20 protein-coding genes and 1 pseudogene are annotated in these 21,510 nt (G+C 41.8%); 12 read left to right on the top strand and 9 right to left on the bottom strand.

All coding sequences use genetic code 11. The features are described from left to right. The first annotated feature begins 1 nt into the window (after window position 1). From JWQ85_RS06460 to JWQ85_RS06470, 3 genes are all read left to right on the top strand, one after another. Window positions 2-1,639, top strand: coding sequence for a RagB/SusD family nutrient uptake outer membrane protein (locus tag JWQ85_RS06460; RefSeq protein ID WP_299465695.1), 1,638 nt, complete (start codon window positions 2-4; stop codon window positions 1,637-1,639). Window positions 1,640-1,743: 104 nt separating this feature from the next. Beyond that, window positions 1,744-3,858, top strand: a complete 2,115-nt coding sequence (locus tag JWQ85_RS06465; RefSeq protein ID WP_299465698.1) for a hypothetical protein — start codon at window positions 1,744-1,746, stop codon at window positions 3,856-3,858. 45 nt (window positions 3,859-3,903) lie between these two features. Then, window positions 3,904-6,048, top strand: coding sequence for a TIM-barrel domain-containing protein (locus JWQ85_RS06470; protein WP_299465701.1), 2,145 nt, complete (start codon window positions 3,904-3,906; stop codon window positions 6,046-6,048). Window positions 6,049-6,682: 634 nt separating this feature from the next. Here JWQ85_RS06470 and JWQ85_RS06475 read toward each other — a convergent pair. The 4 genes from JWQ85_RS06475 to JWQ85_RS06490 form a co-directional block, all read right to left on the bottom strand. Further along, entirely contained in the window at window positions 6,683-7,249 is a 567-nt protein-coding gene (locus tag JWQ85_RS06475; RefSeq protein WP_299465704.1) for a dihydrofolate reductase family protein, read from the bottom strand. Window positions 7,250-7,444: 195 nt separating this feature from the next. Further along, complete coding sequence (locus JWQ85_RS06480) at window positions 7,445-8,212, bottom strand: hypothetical protein (protein ID WP_299465707.1); 768 nt, start codon at window positions 8,210-8,212, stop codon at window positions 7,445-7,447. A 2-nt stretch (window positions 8,213-8,214) separates the two neighbouring features. Continuing rightward, a complete protein-coding gene (locus JWQ85_RS06485) occupies window positions 8,215-8,706 on the bottom strand; it encodes a hypothetical protein (protein WP_299465710.1) in 492 nt (163 codons plus the stop codon). Between the two features lie 4 nt (window positions 8,707-8,710). Continuing rightward, on the bottom strand, window positions 8,711-9,190 hold the full coding sequence (locus JWQ85_RS06490) for a hypothetical protein (protein ID WP_299465713.1): 480 nt from the start codon (window positions 9,188-9,190) through the stop codon (window positions 8,711-8,713). Window positions 9,191-9,462: 272 nt separating this feature from the next. Here JWQ85_RS06490 and JWQ85_RS06495 point away from each other — a divergent pair, with 272 nt between their 5' ends. Continuing rightward, on the top strand, window positions 9,463-10,002 hold the full coding sequence (locus tag JWQ85_RS06495) for a hypothetical protein (RefSeq protein ID WP_299465716.1): 540 nt from the start codon (window positions 9,463-9,465) through the stop codon (window positions 10,000-10,002). 31 nt (window positions 10,003-10,033) lie between these two features. Here the strand turns inward: JWQ85_RS06495 and JWQ85_RS06500 are convergent, their stop codons facing one another. Together JWQ85_RS06500 and JWQ85_RS21900 are read right to left on the bottom strand one after the other, a co-directional pair. Then, a complete protein-coding gene (locus JWQ85_RS06500) occupies window positions 10,034-10,492 on the bottom strand; it encodes a cupin domain-containing protein (RefSeq protein ID WP_299465719.1) in 459 nt (152 codons plus the stop codon). A 120-nt stretch (window positions 10,493-10,612) separates the two neighbouring features. Next, window positions 10,613-10,762, bottom strand: a pseudogene (locus JWQ85_RS21900) (hypothetical protein); the annotation flags it as partial. Between JWQ85_RS21900 and JWQ85_RS06510 the strand changes: the two are divergent. Both JWQ85_RS06510 and JWQ85_RS06515 read left to right on the top strand, forming a co-directional pair. Beyond that, window positions 10,721-11,020 (top strand): molybdopterin cofactor-binding domain-containing protein, encoded by a 300-nt coding sequence (locus JWQ85_RS06510; RefSeq protein ID WP_299465766.1) that lies wholly within the window; start codon window positions 10,721-10,723, stop codon window positions 11,018-11,020. The pseudogene JWQ85_RS21900 and the gene JWQ85_RS06510 overlap by 42 nt on opposite strands. Then, window positions 10,968-11,144, top strand: coding sequence for a hypothetical protein (locus JWQ85_RS06515; RefSeq protein WP_299465769.1), 177 nt, complete (start codon window positions 10,968-10,970; stop codon window positions 11,142-11,144). Before JWQ85_RS06510 ends, JWQ85_RS06515 begins: the two co-directional genes overlap by 53 nt. A 146-nt stretch (window positions 11,145-11,290) precedes the next feature. On the opposite strand, the gene JWQ85_RS06520 is transcribed toward JWQ85_RS06515, so the two are convergent. Next, window positions 11,291-12,538, bottom strand: a complete 1,248-nt coding sequence (locus JWQ85_RS06520; RefSeq protein WP_299465722.1) for an alkaline phosphatase family protein — start codon at window positions 12,536-12,538, stop codon at window positions 11,291-11,293. A gap of 147 nt (window positions 12,539-12,685) precedes the next feature. Between JWQ85_RS06520 and JWQ85_RS06525 the strand changes: the two genes are divergently transcribed. Beyond that, window positions 12,686-12,949 (top strand): hypothetical protein, encoded by a 264-nt coding sequence (locus tag JWQ85_RS06525; protein ID WP_299465725.1) that lies wholly within the window; start codon window positions 12,686-12,688, stop codon window positions 12,947-12,949. Here the strand turns inward: JWQ85_RS06525 and JWQ85_RS06530 are convergent. Further along, a complete protein-coding gene (locus JWQ85_RS06530) occupies window positions 12,917-13,543 on the bottom strand; it encodes a TetR family transcriptional regulator (protein WP_299465727.1) in 627 nt (208 codons plus the stop codon). The genes JWQ85_RS06525 and JWQ85_RS06530 overlap by 33 nt on opposite strands. A gap of 189 nt (window positions 13,544-13,732) precedes the next feature. On the opposite strand from JWQ85_RS06530, the gene JWQ85_RS06535 reads away from it, so the two are divergent. The 4 genes from JWQ85_RS06535 (at window position 13,733) to JWQ85_RS06550 (ending at window position 20,364) form a co-directional block, all read left to right on the top strand. Then, window positions 13,733-16,939, top strand: a complete 3,207-nt coding sequence (locus JWQ85_RS06535) for a TonB-dependent receptor (RefSeq protein WP_299465730.1) — start codon at window positions 13,733-13,735, stop codon at window positions 16,937-16,939. Window positions 16,940-16,975: 36 nt separating this feature from the next. Beyond that, window positions 16,976-18,772, top strand: coding sequence for a RagB/SusD family nutrient uptake outer membrane protein (locus tag JWQ85_RS06540; RefSeq protein ID WP_299465733.1), 1,797 nt, complete (start codon window positions 16,976-16,978; stop codon window positions 18,770-18,772). Between the two features lie 22 nt (window positions 18,773-18,794). Next, window positions 18,795-19,733 (top strand): metallophosphoesterase, encoded by a 939-nt coding sequence (locus JWQ85_RS06545; RefSeq protein ID WP_299465736.1) that lies wholly within the window; start codon window positions 18,795-18,797, stop codon window positions 19,731-19,733. 232 nt (window positions 19,734-19,965) lie between these two features. Next, window positions 19,966-20,364: a DoxX family protein gene (locus JWQ85_RS06550; protein WP_299465739.1), complete on the top strand. Its 399-nt coding sequence runs from the start codon at window positions 19,966-19,968 to the stop codon at window positions 20,362-20,364. 99 nt (window positions 20,365-20,463) lie between these two features. On the opposite strand, the gene JWQ85_RS06555 is transcribed toward JWQ85_RS06550, so the two are convergent. Further along, window positions 20,464-20,766 (bottom strand): hypothetical protein, encoded by a 303-nt coding sequence (locus JWQ85_RS06555; RefSeq protein WP_299465742.1) that lies wholly within the window; start codon window positions 20,764-20,766, stop codon window positions 20,464-20,466. Window positions 20,767-20,883: 117 nt separating this feature from the next. Between JWQ85_RS06555 and JWQ85_RS06560 the strand changes: the two genes are divergently transcribed. Further along, window positions 20,884-21,468 carry a 2OG-Fe(II) oxygenase gene (locus JWQ85_RS06560; protein WP_299465745.1) on the top strand — a complete coding sequence of 195 codons (585 nt, stop codon included), beginning with the start codon at window positions 20,884-20,886 and terminating at the stop codon, window positions 21,466-21,468. Window positions 21,469-21,510 lie beyond the last annotated feature (42 nt).

The raw sequence follows: 21,510 nt of genomic DNA on the forward strand, positions 1-21,510 counted from the left end.
AATGAAAAAGATATTTTATATCGTACTGATTATTTTTTCTGCCAGTTCGTGTAATAAGCTGGATTTGACACCTTTGGACAAAATATCCGAGGCCGATACCTGGACCGACCCCGCCCTGATACAATTATATGTGAACGCAACCTATAACTCTATGCAGCATGGATTTCAGCAGGATCTGTTATCCTCAGCGTGTGATGAAACTTATAGCATACATGGCTATGGTAACCTTGCCGTATTACAAAGAGGCGAACTAACACAGGATAATGTCTCAGGACTTTCTACCAAGATCAACTATTTTAATTTCGCTTACGGATATATCCGCAACATTAACATCTTTTTTTCCAAGATCGACGCGGCTCCGGCGGAAGCGGCTTTTAAAAATAGCACTACGGGTGAAATGAAATTCATCAGGGCTTATATTTACGCGAATTTGATTTGGCGGTATGGTAGTGTCCCGTTAATCACTAAAGTGTTTGGCCTTCATGATGATTTTACGGTTTCACAATCTTCTTATGATGATTGTGTGAAATTCATCGTAACAGAACTTGATGATGCAGCAAAATTACTCCCGGCCAATCAGCCAGACAATCAGTTGGGAAGGGCTTCAAAGAACGCCTGCCTGGCATTAAAGGCGCGGGTATTGCTTTATGCCGCCAGCGCGCAAAATAATCCAAGCCACGACCAGGTAAAGTGGCAGGCCGCTGCAGACGCTGCAGGCGCGTTGCTTAATGCTGGTTACCAGTTAAATGACGATTACCAGGCAACCTTCTTAAGTAACAACAACGAAGTTATTTTTGCACGCCAGTTTACGCAAGCCAATAACACGGGTGGTACCGGCTTTAACCTTGAACAGGGCCGCAATGGCTCTAATGGCTACGGGTCAGAAAATCCATCACAAAACCTCGTTAATGCTTATGAGATGGCGGCTACCGGAAAACAGCCCTATATTGTACAAAATGACGGTATACTGGTCGCAAACCCCGGTTCCGGTTATGACCCGGCAAACCCTTACAGCGGCAGGGACCCAAGATTTGATGCTTCTATCCTGCACGATGGCTCCGTTTGGGCCGGCAGGGTTACAGAAACATTTCACGGTGGAGAGGATTCTCCGGAAAGCAGTTCCGGGTTTAATGCCTCGCTTACTTCTTATAATTTCAAGAAATTTTTGGTCGAAAGTATTCCGCCCTCTGGGTCCAGCGTTAGGCCCACCAATCCTTGGATCTTCTTTCGCTACGCGGAGGTGCTGCTGAATTATGCGGAAGCAAAATTTGAATTGGGTGATGAGGTTACTGCAAGGCAATATCTGAATATGGTGAGAAGCCGTCCAAGCGTGCACATGCCGGCGGTAACTGATGCTGGCGAAGCCCTCAGGAGCCGTATACAAAATGAACGCCGTGTGGAACTTGCTTTTGAAGAGCATAGGTTCTTTGACGTCCGTCGTTGGAAGATTGCAACGGTGGTATTGAACCAGCCATTTCTCCGTATGGATATCGCTAAACAACCCAATGGGACAAAAACCTATAACATTATAAAATTGAACGATAGTAAGTTTTTGGAACCACAGTATCTGATGCCTTTCCCGCGTGCGGAAGTGGACAAGAGCTTAGGCTCGCTTAAACAAAATCCGGGATACCAATAAATTTATCCATGTGGCATAAGGCAGCTGCTCAGCAGCTGCCTTATCTTATCTTTATTTCAATTCCTTAGCCATTTAAAATGATCATTGTTTTTTCAAGTTTGAAGATGTGCATAAAAAAGTCTGTTTTATTATTATTTATTTTTAGCTATTTAGCTGCCGGGGCGCAACAGGTCAGCCGGGGAACGATCGATCGCCGGGCATTAGTAAGCCGTCATAATCTAAAAATCACTGATGCCAAATCCCCCGGGCCAACACAGGTGGGAAACGGCAATTTTGCTTATGGGTTCGATATTACCGGGATGCAAACTTTTAACGACCAGTTTACAACCATGTCTCAATGGAGCTGGCATAGTACGCCACCCCCAAAAGGTATGCAACCTGGCGACTTTAAACAGACCTTGGTGGCAACCCATGGCCGGATGGTTGGCTATGACCTGCCTGATCACAATCAGGCTGAATTAACTCAATGGCTCTCCAGCAACCCACACCGGTTTAACCTCGGAAGGATCGGGCTGATATTAAAAAAAAAGGATGGTACTACGGCACAGCAGGATGACCTGCAAGACCCGGTTCAATATGTAAACCTATGGACTGGTATCTCCGAAAGTAATTTTACTGTGGAAGGGCAAAAAGTAAAAGTTACCACCATTTGTGATCCGGACAAGGATATTTTAAGTTTCAAAATCGAATCCGATCTCATTCTTCAAGCCCGGCTGGGTATTTTTTTAAAATTCCCTTATGCAAGTTTAAAATATTTCAGTAACGGTTCGGACTATCAAAAGCCCCTGTTACATCAAACACGCCTTACGTTAAAACACGGCAATTTGGCGTTATTTAACCGCCACCTGGATCAAACCAATTACCAGGTAGCTTGTAAATGGTCGGGAAACGGAAGTGTAAAGAAAGAAGCCGAACACAGTTATGTTTTTTATCCGGATTTCAAAAATAAGAGCATAGAATATGTCTTTGCTTTTTCCCCTTCTAAAATTGGCTATAACTTACCCTCATTTGCTGAAGTTAAAGCCAAAAGTGTTAACCACTGGGCTGCATTTTGGAAAAGTGGGGCGGCAATAGACCTGTCCCAAAGTAAAGACCCACGCTGGTTTGAACTGGAACGGCGGATTATACTTTCGCAATATGTGATGGCCATCAATGCGGCAGGAAACTTTCCACCGCAGGAAACAGGCCTGGTCAATAACAGTTGGTACGGGCGCTTTCATTATGAAATGTACTGGTGGCATGCGGCTCACTATGCGTTGTGGGGTCGCTGGCCGCTATTGAATAAAAGCCTTCATGTCTATTCAGACAACCTGGCATCGTCCATAAAGCGGGCAAAATTGCAAGGGTATGCCGGTGCCAGATGGCCAAAATGCACCGGTCCGGATGGCAGGGAATGGCCGGATAAAACCCATGCATGGTTGATATGGCAACAGCCACATCCAATCTTTTTTGCCGAACTTGATTATCGTACACAACCTACTTTGCAAACCCTAAAAAAATGGAATAAGATCGTTGAAAAAACGGCAGATTTTTTAGCTTCTTATGCCTTTTTGGATACGGCCCGCAAACAATATATTTTAGGCCCACCTATAAAAACAGTCCCGGAGAACAATGAGCCGCTAACAACACAGAACCCGGCCTTTGAGCTGGCTTACTGGCGGTACGGCTTGCAAACCGCACAGCAATGGAGAAAGAACCTGAAACTGCCGCCAAAGCCGGAATGGGAAAAAGCACTTAAAAATTTAGCACCGATAGCTGTAAAAGACAGTCTTTATGAGCAATGGGAAGGTATCGGCAACATGTGGACAAAATTCAATTTTGAACACCCGGCCATGGCGGGGATATTTGGAGTGCTGCCCGGTAATGGTGTAGACAAACACATTATGGAAAATACCTACCAAAAGATCCAGGCTGTGTGGAAATATGATACGGGCTGGGGGTGGGATTTTCCGATGGTAGCCATGTCTGCTGCCAGGCTTGGGCATCCGGATCAAGCTGTTGACATGCTTTTACATCCTTCAAAAAAATTCGGATTTGATGAGCATGGCTTTGTGGGCGGGGGTAATCCATACCCTTACATCCCCTCAAACGGTGGCTTGTTATATGCAATAGCATTTATGACTGCAGGCTGGGATGGTGATAAAAATATTCATGAACCCGGGTGGCCGAAAGATGGCTCCTGGGTGGTTAAATGGGAGGGATTTAAAAAAGCTCCCTGATTAATATATATAGTGATTCCCGATTTTTTTAATATTACATTTTATATGAAAAAACATACGATTAGCGCGCTTGCCCTGTTCCTGATTTTGCAGGCTACCCTTATCAATACTTTTGCACAGGTTACCAACCTTGCAGCCGGCATACAAAAATTATCTGCAGGCCATCCCGATAAATTTACGCCATACGCCTTTTGCGAGGAATTACCGATGAAGACAGTACTTGCCGGTCTGCCTGCCGGAAAATTACCTTTCAAACTGGCTGATATCAAAATAAGTACAAACGACCGGGGAGTAGTAGTAGAGATCCCGTTGGATAATAGCGAGCAACTTTATGGCTTCGGGCTGCAACTGGGTTCTTTTAACCAGAAGGGTTTAAAAATAAAACCGATTGTTAACGATAACCCGTTAAACGATGTTGGTTATACCCACGGCCCTGCCACATTTTATGTATCTAACAAAGGCTACGGGATCTTAATAAATACAGCGCGCTATACCACCTTTTACTGTGGGACCACGGCTAAACTAAATGACCGTAACGGTGCACCTGTAGAAACAAAAGGAGGCAATTCAGTTGATGAGCTTTACAAAAGCGATGGCAAAGCGCAAGGCAATGTAACGGTGGATATCCCCGGCGCCAAAGGAATAGAAGTTTTTGTTTTTGAGGGCCCTGATCTTAAAAACGTTATGCAGCGGTATAATTTATTTTCAGGGGGTGGTGCTTTACCCGCAATTTGGGGTTTGGGGATCAAGTACCGTGTGAAAGCAGATTTCAATCAGCAGCAGGTTATTAAAATGGGAAAATACTTCCGCGACAACCATATCCCGTGTGATGTATTGGGTATCGAACCTAAATGGCAAACCGCAGCCTATTCCTGCTCATATGTTTGGGCAAAGGACTTTTTTCCCGATCCCCCAAAGTTTATTGCCACCATGAAGGAGCAGGGGTTTCAGGTAAATTTATGGGAACATGCTTTTGTATCACCTAAATCTCCACTTTATGAACCTTTGAAAACCAAGTCGGGTAATTACCTGGTATGGGGCGGATTAGTACCCGATTTCGCCGATAGCGCAGCAAGAGGGATTTTTGCCGATTATCATGATGAGACTTTTGTAAAACAGGGGATCTCGGGCTTTAAAATGGATGAGTGTGATAACTCCAATATCGCTTTTGGAAGCAACTCGTGGAGTTTCCCCGAACTTAGCCAGTTCCCGTCGGGCATTGACGGTGAGCAGATGCACCAGCTTTTCGGCTTGCTGTATCAAAAAACCATATATAACATTTATAAGCGCTCAAACAAGCGCACGTACCTTGATGTGAGGGCCTCCAATGCTTTCGCATCGGCTTATCCCGCCGCTTTGTATAGCGATACATATGATCATGACCAATATATTAAAATGATACTTAATTCTGGTTTTTCGGGCATGATATGGTCCCCGGAAGTAAGGGAATCTAATTCGATAAAAGATTTTATGCGTCGCAGTCAAACGGCGGTGCTGTCGGCACAAACACTATTTAATTCCTGGTACTTGCAAAACCCGCCATGGTTACAGATCAATATTAAAAAGAACAATAATGGTCAATTAATGGACAATGCAAAGCAAATTGAGGCCGATATCCGGAAACTATTCGAATTTAGAATGAGCCTCATCCCATATTTGTATAATGCATTTGCTGATTATCATTTTAAAGGGATACCTCCGTTTCGTGCATTGGTTATGGATTATCCTGAGGATAAGAACACTTTTAACCTCGCGGATGAATACCTGATAGGTGAGGGTATCCTGGCCGCACCGTTAACGGAAAAAATGGATGAAAGAAAGGTTTATTTACCGGCAGGTATCTGGTACGACTTTAATACCAACCAAAAATATGAGGGTGGCAAATCTTATATAGTAAAAACAGGCCTTACCGAACTGCCGATATTTATCAAAGAAGGAACGATACTTCCTTTGGCGAAGCCGGTCACTAATGTAACAGGAAACACGGTATTTGAAATTACCTGCTACGTATACGGCGAGAAAAGCACTACAGCGACCTTGTTTGAAGACGATGGCGTAACTTTTAATTATGAAAAAGAAAAGTTTAATCGGATAACCTTGTTATGGAATAAAAATAAAGGCATGTTTAAACGGAACGGCACATTTAAAAACAAAAGATATGATATAAAAGAATGGCGGCTTATCAAATAATAAATGGCCTGACTATTAGTTAAGTTTTATTGGACCAAAATTTATATCCCCATTTCTAAAACAAAACACATAAAAGATTATCTTAAATATCGCAACGTTAAAGCCTAAGGTATTTTATGCTTATTCGGAAGCCAAAGCAATTTTGGGTTACGCATTTATTTATTTCTTATTCACCACGGTCGCGCTATTAGTTGCTTAAGTGATGAATAAAGGACAGTGGGTTCAGTCGCTCACAGATCTGTCGCGGCACGAGTGTAATGGGGTAACTCGGACACTCGCATTTTTTGCAATACAACTAATCGTTTTTCGATTGTGACATTGCGCAAAATAATATAGTGTTAAAGAAAAGTTAAGATAAGCGCTACTGTTAATTATGCAAGTTCGAAGGCTTTTATCTGTGGCAAAATTAACAATTAATACAGTCGAATCGAACCCTTTCTAGGCAACATTTTAGGCCGTTCAAAAACTGCAACTGTTCTACCAAATGGTTCGAATTATGTCCAGTCAGAGGAGCAAGGCCCCGCATGTCCCCGGGGCTTTTTTGTGGGTAGACTTTGTGTTTGGTGAAGTTAGTGATGGGCACACGCGGCTCGCGTGCGTCAGCCAGGGTTGAACGGTGCAACTTAGACCCAGCCTATACCGGCAGGTATTTATTGACTATTTTTCCATTTTTGTAAGCGGTTGAACTATCTAATTTCAGTGCTTTTTGCTCCTTAAAAATTGAAAGCCCGCTCCCGATAGCAACTGGGTTCCTGAAAATAAAATATTCATCAATAAGGTTCTGGCTGATCAGCGAACTTACAAAATTGGCGCCGCCATAAACAATAATATCTTTGCCCGGTTCTTTTTTCAGCGCCTGTACTGCAGCAGCCAGGTCGCCGTTTTCCACTTCCAGGTTCCTGCCGTTGATGGCGGTTTGTGTGTGGCTGAAAGCAATTTTGCGCATATTTACCATTAGTTGCGCCAAAGGTTGTTCCGGGCTGTCGGGCAGGTTGTCCACCACATTTTCCCAGTGATCGGTGAATCCCCGGGTCATCTTGCGACCCAGCAAAATGGTATCGCAGCTGTCGGCCAGCTCAATTACACGCTGGAATATAGATTCATCCCGTTCGCCGGGTATCCACATCCAGTCCAACTGGCCATCCGGCCCGGCTACAAAACCATCAAGGGTCATTTGTACCTGTAATTTTAATTTTCGCATAGCAATTGTTTTTAAAAAGTGATTGTGTTTCTTTCTATCAAATATCTGCAAATAGTCCATGATATTACGGGTATGATCACGACAAAACAGGGGGGTGATTTGCGCAAAAAATAAGTGAGAAGGATAGTATATATGTAAGCCTTAGATTGAAGATCTTGTTCAAGATATAGCGTAAGACAAATAAGAGATGGCTTTTTATAAAGGTATACCGAATAGCTGCGCGTGTAACAGAATGATACCCGGATAAGCCATCGGGAAGGTAACGATGAAATCGTTAAGCCCCATTAATATGGAAGTTGCCAAATGGAACGAAAGCATCAATGCCAGGGTAACGATGAGCAATGATTGAAATGGCAGGCAAAAACTTACAATTACGGCAAGCATCATCACCATAGCGCTATATGAACATGCTTTTTCTATTACCGGGTGTTTTGCCAAAAAACCGGAAACCTTAGGTATGCCGTACGAGTAAGTGCCTAATATGCCGGCTAATACATTGCCTTTTCGCCAATATGGCGATGTGAGTTTCATGATACCCGAGGTAGTATACCCCAATATTACCTGCAGGCCCATAAAATAAATGGATAGTAATTCGCCGGTATTGCTGCTCAGTAAAAAACACAGGCTGTATGATAAGTAGCCAATGAGGCGCACCTGGTCTGATCCGTCTTTGCCGCCGGTGCGTATTTGATACGAATACAGGTTAACCGCGGCAATAAGTACAAAAGGTATCCTGAAATATACGGTATCGTACCCGATGATCAACACAAAGGCCATCACACACAAAACAACCTGGATAGCCTGAACTGCGGCCCATCTTAAATACTTGCTTTTTACTTCGGTTGTAGGATATACAAAATTTACATATTTCTTCGGCACGCTTAAAAGCTCCGCCCCTGAGACAAAGCCCGATAACAGTAAAATAGAAACGCTGATCTTGTAATACAGGTGCAGGTTATGCATGGTTATAATTTTTGATATGCCGAGGCAAAAATGACATCGGTTATTTGTATGGTTTCTACTCCTTCGGCAGCTACAATTGCAAACCTGATGGTTGCTTCTTTATCCTTAATATGGTCAACTATCAGCATCAGTATATTCAGGTAATTTTCAGAGATTAGGATAAAATCTTTATTATCCTCGGCCAGGTTATTAAATTCGGCGATCAAAAAGTTAAAACAATCGATCATACCCTTGTTATAATATTTAAAAGGGTTCCAGAAAATCCTCTGTAATGAAAAATATTTATAAAGGGGCACTTCCAACCACTCTTCGCTCCCAATTATTTTATAAACAAGGCGATAATCATTCACCATTGGTCTTGGCGCAAAGAAAGAATAGTTAGGCAACAGATGCAGTATATCAAACTTTGCAAACTTGCCCTGCAGGCTTTTTACCTGGTAAAAAACACTTGCTATAAAAAATATAGCAAGTGTTGTAATAACAAACCAGACCATTACTTTAATTTAAAGCTTCTTTTCTGATCATAAGGAGCTGTTGAAGTGTTAAGGCCTCAACGCTGTTATTTTTTAGTCTTGAAGCGATGTTTTTTGTCATTTGAGCAGTTTTTGGCGGGTTTGCCAGTGCAGCTCCATCAGCCCCATCAGTAACAGCAGCGGTAATCGCACTTAGCACTGCCGATTTATTCGCAGTAACAAAATGTGCAACCCGAGTAGCCGCAGTTTTAGCATCATGGGCAACGTACGTAGCCGCAGTTTTAACATCGTGGGCGACATTCGTGATAATATTCGTAGCCGCAGTTTTAACATCATGGGCGACATTCGTGGCAATATTTTTAGCAGCAGTTTCAACATCATGTACCGCGGTCATAATAAAACTGATAAATCCGCCGATCACGGGTTTGTCAACAAGCATACTTTCGATCAGCTGGTCAACATCGGCCAAGGCCGATACATTTAAATTGGCTTCTTTTAACTTCATAATAATTTGTTGGTTTAGGTTAATGACTACTCTGTTAGATGCTTTTCGTCGTCCGCATTTATTAATTGTGATATTTTTTATTCAGAGTTGAAAATCTTTCTTTGATATATAAGTATATATTTATAATCATTTAAAAAACTTACAAACAATGTTTTATGAATATATAAACATACGGGATTGATATGAATTATAGAAAATAATTATATTAAAATATCACAAAGAAATTTTTCTTTAATAAATTTACCACCACCACTACAGCCACTAATATTAATATGGTAACCATCATACTTTTAAATGGGACATCCAGCGCCGGGAAATCGAGCATTGCATATAAAATACAAGAGTTTGGTGAGCTGCCTTATCTGCATGTAAAGATGGATACTTTTTTAAGGATGGCTCCTTATGATCACATTCGTCGCCGGGAAACATCAAATTTGATCATTAAGGGCTTTCATAACAGCCTTGCCGGATTGTCTATAGCCGGAAATTGCCTGGTGATAGATCACGTTTTCCAAGAGCAGGAATGGTTTCTTAATTGCCTTAAGGCTCTCAAAGATCTGAGGGTTTATTTTATTGGGGTGCATTGCGACCTGGAAACGCTTAAGCAAAGAGAGATCAACAGAGGCGACCGCTCTATTGGCACCGCCGAATATCAATATGAGCGTGTACACGCAAAAACCACGTATGACTTTGAGGTAGACACGGCAAACGCCACTGCCGAAACGTGTGCGCAGGCAATATTGAAATATGTTACCGAAACAGCACATCCGCTTGCCTGGGAAAAATTGCTTGCCGAAAACAATATAGAATAAATATCATTTTTCGCGGAGAACTTTGGCAAAATCAGTCAATTTTTGGAGCGTTGCTGTTGTAATCTTTGTCTGTTACTTTTCCTAACCATACAACGCTTCTCTTATCCATATTCGGGCTTAGAGCGATATGTGTCATGAATCTGCCTGGCGAGGCTCCATGCCAGTGGATCACATTTGGCGAACATTTAACAATGTCGCCTTTGTGCAGCAGCTGAATTTGTTTGCCTTTTTCCTGGTAATAACCCAGCCCGCCAGTTATCAGAAGTATTTGCCCCGAAGGATGTAAGTGCCAATTTGACCGGGCTCCCGGCGCAAAGGTTACATAGCCAATTTGGGTGTTATAGGCCTTATCTGTTGGAACGAGCATATTTAGCCATACATCACCTGAAAAATTGTTGCTGGCAATTTTATCGCCTTTGTTAAATATTCCTTGCTGAATACTTACTACAGGTTCCGAATGGATAGATGTAGTTGCTGTTTGGCCGAACATTTCATCTAAAATTTTAGCCGCACTATAGCCTTCCTCCCTGCCTATTTTTGTGTATAAGGCAGATGCAACCGCCCTTAACTGTTGTTCTGTAAGACCGACATTTTTGCCAACATTGAGGTGGCCACGGAGCTGACTTTCTACCCCTCCCAGGCTGGCTAATGCAGAAATTGTTGAAATCTCGCGGCTTTGGTAATCAAGGTTATCCCGGCTGAATATATCGGCAAAAAGATGTTCTTTCAGGAATGTATATATACAACCACTGTTGGCCAGGTCGTTAAAGTTTCACGAAAAGCAAACGGGAAAATCAAAATTGATAAAGTTTGGGCGGTTGTGGATTGTGGCTGGTACGTAAACCCGGATATTATACATGCCCAGGTAGAAGGATCTGTTCTGATGGCGCTTGGTGCGGCAACCATTCATCAGATTACTTTTAAAGACGGATTGGTAGAGCAACGAAACTTTCTACGACTATTTAATGCCAAGAATTACCGATATGCCTCCGGTAGAGGTGCATGTTATGGAGAATGATGCAAACGCTGGCGGTGTTGGTGAGCCGGGACTTCCGCCGTTTGCACCCGCGCTAACTGAAGCGATATTTGATCTGACGGGTAAACGAATACGAAAGCTTCCATTCGACCTTAATAAGTTATAATGTTTGCGGCCAAGGAATGGGATAAATAGACAAGTTAACTATATCAAGCCAAAGGCAGCCCCAATTAATAGGCTGCCTTTTGTTTAATATTACTAAATGCAGTAATCGAAACTTCAACAATGCTCACGATTTCCTTGAACACAATTCTATTTTACAGATGCCGCGGGCTTTACAGTATGCCAAACATTGATGGTATTATGTTTACCTTCTATAACAACTTTATAAAAAGGTTGATTTAGCAAACCGGCAGAACTGTAGTTGAATTTTTCTGCGCCGGCAGATGGTGTACTAATCAATTTGTAAATATCCTTTTTACCTTCTTTTGCATGGTTTGTATAAGTAATATAAACTTTCAGCTTTTCCGTTTTGGTAAATGCTTTCCATTTCAGGGTAAATCCCTTTGCGGTGTTTTCCAGTCTGGCATTGCTTACTGATACCGGGCCTACGATGGGTACGCCATCAAGCTCCCTTTTAACCGGAACAGGCAGATTGATATTTAAATAACTGGCAGCTGAGGGCAATATGTCTACAATGCCGGGTTGAGAAGCTTTAAAATATGCGTTGGTGACCGGGTGGTTTAAAATAAACCAGGTGGTTCTTTCGCGCTTGCTTTGGTCGCCGTGTCCTGAACCTGTTAACGAGTCGCGGCCGTGATCTGTGGTGATCAGCAGCAACCATTTTTCTTTATAATTTGCCTCGCGGAAATGAATGGCAGCTGCAATTTTTTTCATTTGCTCATCCAACAAGCCTATGGCTTTATCGTATTCCTTCCCTGTGCCTTTGCTGTGGCCCACATCATCTGTATATTCAAGGTAGATCCATGACAGATCCGGTGCTTTTGCCCGGATAACTGAATCTGCGCAACTTACAACATGCTCGTCTATATGATGCAGGTAAAGGCTGGCCTTATCGTGCGGGAACGCGATGGTATCTTTTTCGTAACCGTCATAAACATAATCTACAGACAGGTTGCCTGTTTGCGGCAGGCCTGTTCCTAATAACATTTTCCGGTTTTCTACCCAGGTAGAAAATATGGCAGTGGTGCCGGTTGGTTTTGCCGTTTTAAATATCCGGAAAATGGTAGGGTAATTGTAATTAGGGTGCTGGTTGTCATTATCCCACACGTTATGTTTATAGCCCCATGTACCGGTTAACATATTGTTGTACCCTGGTGCCGATATGGTAGGTGTTTCTGTATAAGTGCCTTTTGTGCCGCCAACATGTGCCCTTGTATAGGCACCCTCTTTAATGATCTGCTGCATGGCAGGGGGGCGCAGGCGTTCTATCACATCTGCCGGGATCCCATCTGCAATAACAATTACAACTTTGGGTTTAAGCTGGGCGAATGTGGCCAAGCTTAGCATTACTAAAATTAAAGTGTTTATGATACGCATATATGTTGTTTTTAGGTGTTAAGTAAAATCATGAAATGTTTCCGCGGGTCAAAAGTAGATTCCCTGCATTAGCAAATTGTTAAGGTTATCATTTAATCTTCCTGGTTATCTCCATTTTCGTTAATCTTGTTAAATTAACCTAACATTATGAGGCAAATTATATTGGCAAGTATGGGCTGGCTGGGTGTGGTTTTATGCACAGTGGGCTATCTATTATTAAGTATGAAAGTGATAAAAGCCGAATCGCTCGGCTTTCAGTTATTGAATATTGTAGGTGGCCTGTGTTTGGTGGCCACCGCTGTTGATAGCGACGATATGCCAAATGCAGTAGCTAACCTGCTATGGATGTTTATTGGGGTTTATGCCCTGGGCCGTCAGTTACGAACTCAAAATACCGCCCGAACCAATTGATTGATCTATCCCCAAAATTTGATAGGCTTTGTTCTTATAGTAATCAAGCCTTTCTACATAAGCCTTTTTGTCACTCTCCAGCGAAAGGTAAAAATAAGCGCCATCTACCAGTACAAAAATCAGATCGGCGGCTACTTTGGGGGCGGGGACGTTTAATAACTGTTTTTCGTTGCATCGCTCTATCATTGATGCCAACGCAAAACGAAGAGAATCCAGAATGGTCTTGTACTTTGCTTTAATTTTTTTCTCTCGGAATGCCAGCGCGTAAAAAGTATAAAACAATCCGTCGTCGAATAGCAAATTCCATTTTTTTGAAAAAAGCATTTCAATGGTTTTTTGCAGATCGGTAAGCGTAACCGCTTCTTTATTTTTAATGGTGTAGATGAGCAGGTACCTTTCGAGTATATGATCTATTAACGCATACGTAAGATCTTCCTTTGTTTCAAAATAATGACTTACAAGGCTTGGATTAATATCCATCACCTTTGCTATTTTGGCTATAGAGGTATTTTCGTACCCTTCTTTTTTAGCAACCTTATAGAAGGTCTTTATAATTTCTAATTGTCTTACCTCTTTAAGACTCTTTCTACCCATATTAATTTTTATCTAAAACTATCAAACTATTCAAAGATAATCTTATTTTTAAATTTAATAAATTGATTGTATGTTCAATTAATTTATTAATTGAACGCTAACCTAAAGGTAACATGATAAACGGAACTTTAGCCTCGATTCTGATAGTACAACATACGGAAATTAAAATATGCTAAATCTTAATTAATTATGAAAAAACAAATACTATTGATTTGCTTCATGCTCTTTGTTGCAAAAAGTTTCGCCCAAAATATCACCATTGGCGGTGTGGTTTTGGATGCGGAAACCAAGGTGCCTGTTTCATCGGCTAATATCGGTGTAAAAGGTACAAGCCAGGGTACTACAACAAACATGGAAGGTAAATATTCCCTTGCCAATGTAAAGCCAAACGCCGTTTTGGTTTTTTCTTTTGTGGGATATAAGCCGGAGGAAATTACACTTAATGGGCAAACACAATTAAATGTAACCCTAACCCCCGACTATGGTAATCTTAACGAGGTGGTAGTTGTGGGTTTTGGTGCTAAGAAAAAAATAAACATTGCAGGCGCTATCGATCAAATTTCGGGGAAACAGCTCGAATCCCGCCCGGTATCAAACGTATTGCAGGGCTTGCAGGGCGCCAGCCCGGGCCTGAATATTACCTATCCCGGTGGTGCACCAGGTACGGTTCCTGTAATTAACATCAGAGGCTTTACATCTATTAACGGAGGGTCGCCATTAATTGTAATTGATGGTATCCCCGGAACTAACGATGATATGTTGCGGTTAACCCCTTCAGATATTTCATCTTTCACGGTATTGCGTGATGCGGCATCGGCTGCTATTTACGGGGCAAGGGCTGCTTTTGGGGTTATCCTTATCACAACTAAGCAAGGTTCTATAGGGCATCAAACCATCAGCTACAATGCGCTTGCCTCATGGGGTAAAACTACCATATTACCGCAGCCAATAACCGATCCCTTTATCTATTCAAAAGTGCTCGAAACCTCTACAAATAATACCCCGTGGGATTATGTAAATTATAGTGATGAATGGTACAAATGGGCTAAAGAAAGATCAGATGATCCGTCTATCGCTGATACACGGTTAGATCCGGCCGATCCAACCAAATGGGCGTACATGGGTAACAACAACTGGTATAAATATTTTTTTAATGATGCCAGCTTATCACAAAACCAAACACTAACGCTTTCGGGCGGGGCTACAGTAAATAATACACCTTTAACCTATTATCTATCTGCAAATTATACCAAAGAAAACGGCCTCAATAAACTTTCAGATGATTTCTGGAACCGTTATGGCCTGAGGTCGAGGATTGGGTTTTCGCCTTTAAAATGGCTTAAAGTAGATAATAACCTTAATATCTACGAAACTAAACGCGCGCAGCCAACCACTAATATCACAGATATTTATTACCTGCAACCAACAGATGTAGCTAAAAACCCGGATGGCACCTGGGCCAATACGGCAGCCGGCAGGCTTGCAGCGAGGTTGGTTGATGGCGGGAGTAACCTCCAAACCATGTTTGGGTTTCAAAATATTACCAGCGCCACCGCCTCATTTTTAAATGGAGATTTAACTGTAAATGGCGATGCTTCATTAAAAAGAGAATTGTGGAAGTATCATGCTGATGCCAATACATATAATATTGGATTTGGGCCGGATGATATACGGCAGGAAGGTGGTACAGGATCTGTAACCGAAAATAATGGCTACCTGTATAACAATGCGTTCAATTTATATACCACCTATAAGAAAACCCTTGGCGACCACTTTTTTAGCGCCATGGTTGGTTATAACTCTGAAGATTACAGCTATTCAACCATCAATGCATCAAAAGATGGGCTTATCTCACCTTCCCTACCTTATTTGGGGTTAACCAATGGTACGCCTTCGGTGGGCGCAAGTTATTCGGCGTATGCTACTACCAGCGTGTTTAGCCGGTTAAATTATACTTATAAAGGCAGGTATATATTAGAGGGCACCGGCAGGTATGATGGTTCTTCCCGCTTCCCCACAGAAAGGCGCTGGGGCTTTTTCCCGTCTGCATCTGCAGCCTGGATAGCAAGTGCCGAAGACTTTTTTAAACCACTGGCCCCTGTGGTATCTACATTTAAATTACGCGCATCATATGGCGACCTTGGGAACCAGGAAGTTCAAAACTTTGGCTATATACAATCATTGGTGCCGGGTGCTTCGAACTATTTAATAGGCGGCAATAGCCAAAGTCCGATCATTAATGGTGCCCCGGGGTTATTTGTTGATCCAAATACTTATACCTGGGAGAGGGCATCTACCTTTAATATGGGTACAGATATTGGCCTTTTTAACGATAAATTTCTGGTAGGGTTTGATTATTATATCCGCAATACCAGGGGGATGCTTACAGCAGGGCAGGAATTGCCTGGCGTGCTTGGAACTATTGCTCCGGCACAAAATGCGGCAGATCTAAGAACCAAAGGCTGGGAATTATCTGTAACGTACCAGGACAGGTTCACTTTAGCATCTAAGCCTTTTAATTTCACATCAAAGATATTCCTTTCTAACTCCGATTCGGAGATCACCAAATTCCAGAACGATCAGGGGCTTTTTTCAAGCAATTATCGCGTAGGCCAAAAAATTGGAGAGATATGGGGATTGCAAAATGATGGTTTATTCCAGAACCAGGCCGAAATAGATAAGCTTGATGAATCGGCTATTATACCATGGGGCGCTTTAAGCATTGTTAATGGATGGCCAAAATACAAAGATCTGGATGGCAATGGTAAAATTGAAGCAGGGTTAAGTTCAAAGGATCCAAAAGACTTAAAAGTTATTGGTAATAGTGCCGATCATTATAGTATCGGGACTAATATAAATATGGATTGGAATGGAATTGATCTTTCGATATTCTTGCAAGGGGTATTAAAAAGAGATTTTTACCCACATAATTATTTGTTCTGGGGGCCGTATCAGCAACCTTACGCTAATATATACCCGTGGAACCTTAATTACTACCGTGCCACCTCTGATTCGCCAGAGCAAAGGGCTCAGTATTCCAAATCTTATATCGCAGCAGGCTTGGCCGATGCAAATCCTAACTCCTATTACCCTGTATTGCAGTCATGGCTGGCCGATGCCAATTATGGTTCGGGATTAGATATTCCTCAAACAAAGTACCTTTTAAATGGCGCTTATTTAAGAATTAAGAACGTTTCGGTAGGTTATACATTCCCTTCTAAAATGAGCAAGCGTTTCGGCATAAGCCGCCTGCGGATCTTTGCAACCGGCGATAACCTTTATGAATTCTCGGCTATAAAGAAATATATAGACCCCGAAGCCGTAAATGCAGGTGCAAGCGCCATGGCGTATCCATATCAGCGTAAATATGCACTTGGCATAAACTTAGATTTTTAATTATTAAGCGATTTAACAATCATTAAAAAATTAGTTATGAAGAAATATACTATATATATCCTATTTATTGCGGTTGCATTTACTGCCTGCAAAAAAGACGCCCTCGACCGTTTCCCGCAAACGGCTATCTCGCCAAATCTTTTCTTTAATACAGAAAGTGACCTATCGTTATACGTTAATGGTTTGCTTTCACTGCCCGACAGGAATACCTACCTGAACGATCAAAGCAGTGATAACGTTGCAACTACCGCTAACGTAGAAGTGAAAAATGTGATGGCAGGCAGTGCCAACTCACAAAATATTACCTCAGGCTGGGATGCGGCCAGTTGGAGCAAATTACGTGACATCAATTACTTTTTAGAAAATTATAATAAAGCCAAAGTAACGGCCGAGATAAAAAATCATTATGTAGGGCTGGCTAAATATTACCGGGCAGTATTTTACCTTGATAAAGTTAAACGCTTTTCGGATGTACCCTGGTTTTCGGGCACTTTAAACCCTGGTGATAAAGATCTATATAAGGGCCGCGACCCAAGGGCGCTGGTTATAGATAGCGTGATGGCCGATCTGGATTTTGCTTATCAGCATGTACGGGAAGATGTCCCTACGGGTACACCTGGAAAATGGGCGGTGGCTGTATTTTATAGCCGTGCCGCGCTTTACGAGGGCACTTATCGTAAGTATCATTCAGAACTAAATTTAGCAGGTACTGCAAATAGTTTTCTTGAAACCGCTGTTAAAATAGCCGGCGACATAATGGGTTCAGGGAAATTTACTATTTATAACACCGGAAAACCCGATCAGGATTATGCTGCTTTGTTTAACAGCCAGGACCTTACCGGGAATGAGGAAGTTGTTTTGGCTAATATTTTTGATTTGAGTAAGAATAGAAGCCAGAATGTGAATTCGGTAGTTTTTGGCGATTACGAACAGGCTCCGGCTAAAGATCTGATGCAAAGCTACCTGATGAAAGACGGCAGCCGTTTTACAGATCAGCCAAACTATACTAAACTTGGCTTTGTAAAAGAATTTGAAAACCGCGACCCACGGCTTGCTCAAACAGTAGCCTACCCGGGATGGGTTAGAAGTCCTGATAAACAACCTTACATCCAAAGTTTAAACAAAAATTTTACAGGCTATCACCAACTAAAAGGATACGTGAACAGCACTGAGGAAGCTACTTTAAATGGTGTTGATTTCCCGGTATACCGATATGCGGAAGTGCTGTTGAACTACGCCGAAGCATTGGCCGAACTGGGTACACTAACGCAACAACAACTTGATGCATCGGTGAACCTGATCAGAAAAAGGGCTGGCATGCCTGATCTTAATATAGCGCAGGCAAATGCATCCCCGGATGTATTGTTGCAGCAACAATTTGGCAATATCGGTTCAAACGCCGGTGTGATCATTGAGATAAGAAGAGAGCGCAGGGTTGAATTTGCATTTGAAAACACCAGGTATGATGACCTGATGAGATGGAAAGCCGGGAAATTATTAACCAAAAGCCCGGAAGGAATGTATTTCGCAGGTTTAGGGAAATATGATCTGACCGGTGATGGGGTAGAAGACATTATTTTGATCGACGGATCCTTAAGCATCCCGGCCGAAGATAAAAAGGAAAAGAACTCGTTAGGGGTAAAGTTGGTTTACTACCGCACAGGTACAATTGGTTCTGATGCTACCGTGTATTTGAAAAATGTTAATACCGGTAGTAACATGGTAACCGAATCGGCAGTGCGCGATTTTCAGGAGCCTAAATATTATTACCGCCCTATACCACAACAGCAGGTAATATTAAACCCAAATCTTAAACAAATATTCGGCTGGTAAAAGGCACTACGCTTTATATTTTATGATACAGAATAAAATGATGAATTTAAAAAGAAGATCTTTATTAAAGGCAGCAGGCTTAGCCACCGGTATAATAGTAACCAGCGGGCTGCCTGCCCTGGCTTCCGTTAGTGGTAATGAAGAAAAAAAAGGTAAAAAATTAGCCCTTACCGTAGCGCATATTACCGATGTGCATATCAGTGATGGCCAAAACGCACCAGAAAGGTTTAAAAAATGCCTTAGGGAGATCATAACTAAGCGCAAGCCCGATTTTTTCCTGAACGGAGGTGATTCTATTAATGATGCATCTTATGATAATGTAATACGCGACCAGGTTACAAAGCAATGGAAGGTTTGGGATGATTGCATGACCTTGCTTGACAAATATGAGGTGCATAGCTGTATTGGTAATCACGATTCATGGTGGAAAGCACCTTCAAAAGAGGATGAAATGTATGGGAAAGAATATGCGGTTAAACGATTGAAAATTCCGAACCGGTACTATAGCTTCACCAAAAAGAATTGGCATTTTATTGTGCTTGATGGAAATAACAGCAAAATTTCCCTGGATGAAGAGCAGTTTACCTGGCTACAGGCCGAATTGGAAAAGATCCCTGCATCTGCGCCTACATTGCTCATGTCACATTATCCTATCCTGGGTACTACACAGGTGCTGGTAGGCGGTGGCCATTCAGATTGCAAAAAGTTAAAAGATCTGTTTTACAAGCACCGCGATAAGGTAAGGGTGTGTTTAAGTGGCCATAACCATTTATCTGACCAAACGCATTATAACGATGTTTTATATTGCTGCAATGGGGCTATGAGTGGTTTTTGGTGGGGCAAAGGCGATAAGGAATCAGCTGGTCCGGGTTATTATCTGGAAACCCCGCCGGGTTATGCAATGCTTAATTTGTATGAAGACGGAAGTGTTGAAAACGAATATTTCCCGCATTCTTATTAAGAAGCGGGAAATATCCATTTATTACTCATCAGCACTCAAAACAAAACCCCGCACGTCCGCGGGGCTTTTTTGTTTATATGATTTATACGGGTATCAGATAATTCAAAAAATATTTAACACTCACAATTGTCCTTTCCAGCTTGCAATTTGCCTGCTTCACTCAGAAACTGCTCAAAGTTTCAACCGGTAAATATCAAATTTGGTCTTAAGAAAACACTTAAACTAAAAGATCATGACATTAAAAAATGCAAAACGAATTTATTGGACAGGCACTGTATTAACCTCCTTATGGTTTGGTGCAAGTGGATTTTTTGAACTGACCAGGAATCCAATTGTTTGGAACATCACCTTACAATTAGGTTACCCCGCCTACTTTATTTATGTGCTGGGTATCGCCAAACTATCAGGGATCATCGTTCTTTTAATTCCCGGCAAACTGTTGCGGTTAAAAGAATGGGTATTTGCAGGAGTATTTTTCGATATCATCTTTGCCTTTGCCTCCAAACTGAGTGTAGTTGGCCCTTTAGGTACTGTCGATGCCATTATTGCGTTCCTGATGGTAAGTATAACTTACCTTATGTTTCGGAAAATATACCGGGCGACCTATCTTAATCCTTCGGCTGGCATATAACAACGCGATTATGCAGTTGGGCGGATGAATCGATTCGAAAAACACCGCAACTTAGTATAAAGCCCCGCACATCTGTGGGGCTTTATGCCAGGTATGGATTTATAATTTATCCCCTTTTATTAGCACTACTGATTCTATTGACTGTTCTTTAAGGTGAATGAATCTTTTTCTGTCCTCGTCATTCATGAAATTTTCAAGATCCTGTTCACTTGTAAATTTAACCAGGTGAATTTCATAGGGTTGTTCAACACTGCTTTCAATAATAGCTTTCTCATCCGGCCTTACCCTAAGAAGCAGTTGCCCGTTATATTTCGAAATAATAGGAATAGCAATATCCTCAAATTGGTGGAAAATTGCTTCTTGCCCCTCCCTGATGTAAATAAGTTGTGTTATGTATAGCATAATAATTAAAGATTATTCTTTTATCAATATAAAGCTATGAAAACAAAAGGATTAGGCTTATAAACTATATAAAAGAATAAATGCTAAGTGCGGGATTTAAGTGTACCTTACATCAATTTGGAAATCATCTTCAACGAACTCATTGATAGTTATCTGGCTACCAATGTAGGTACAGTTAAAAACTTTCTTAGTCAGGCGTTATCTGCACATTTAGTAAACAACATCAGCGCGCTTTATGCGGGCGATAAGCTACTTGCCGCCGGCACTGGGAACAAGCAACTGGTAAACCACGATAAACTGATACGCAGTGATAAAATTTACTGGCTCGACCGCATACATAACGATGTTTATGAAAACGATTTTTTTGATTTAATGGATCGCTTTGTTAGCCACCTCAATAGCAGCTGTTATGCGGGTATTACAGGTTATGAGTTTCATTATACGCTTTACGAAAAAGGAAGTTTTTACAAACGCCATATAGACAATTTTAAGCAGAACGGTACAAGGGCGTTCTCTATGGTCATTTATCTAAACACTGAGGTTGACGGCGGGGCCTTGCGCATCTACCATGGAAATGGATCGCAGGATATTACACCAAATGCCGGTAAAAGTGTGTTTTTTAAAAGTACCGAACTGGAACATGAAGTTTTGGTTACCCAGTTGCCACGAATGAGTATTACAGGGTGGCTAAAAGTTGGTTAACCCCGGGTAATAATTATGAAAAACGGCCATGCATTTCTGCAT

Source organism: Mucilaginibacter sp. (assembly GCF_028288105.1).
GTDB lineage: Bacteria > Bacteroidota > Bacteroidia > Sphingobacteriales > Sphingobacteriaceae > Mucilaginibacter.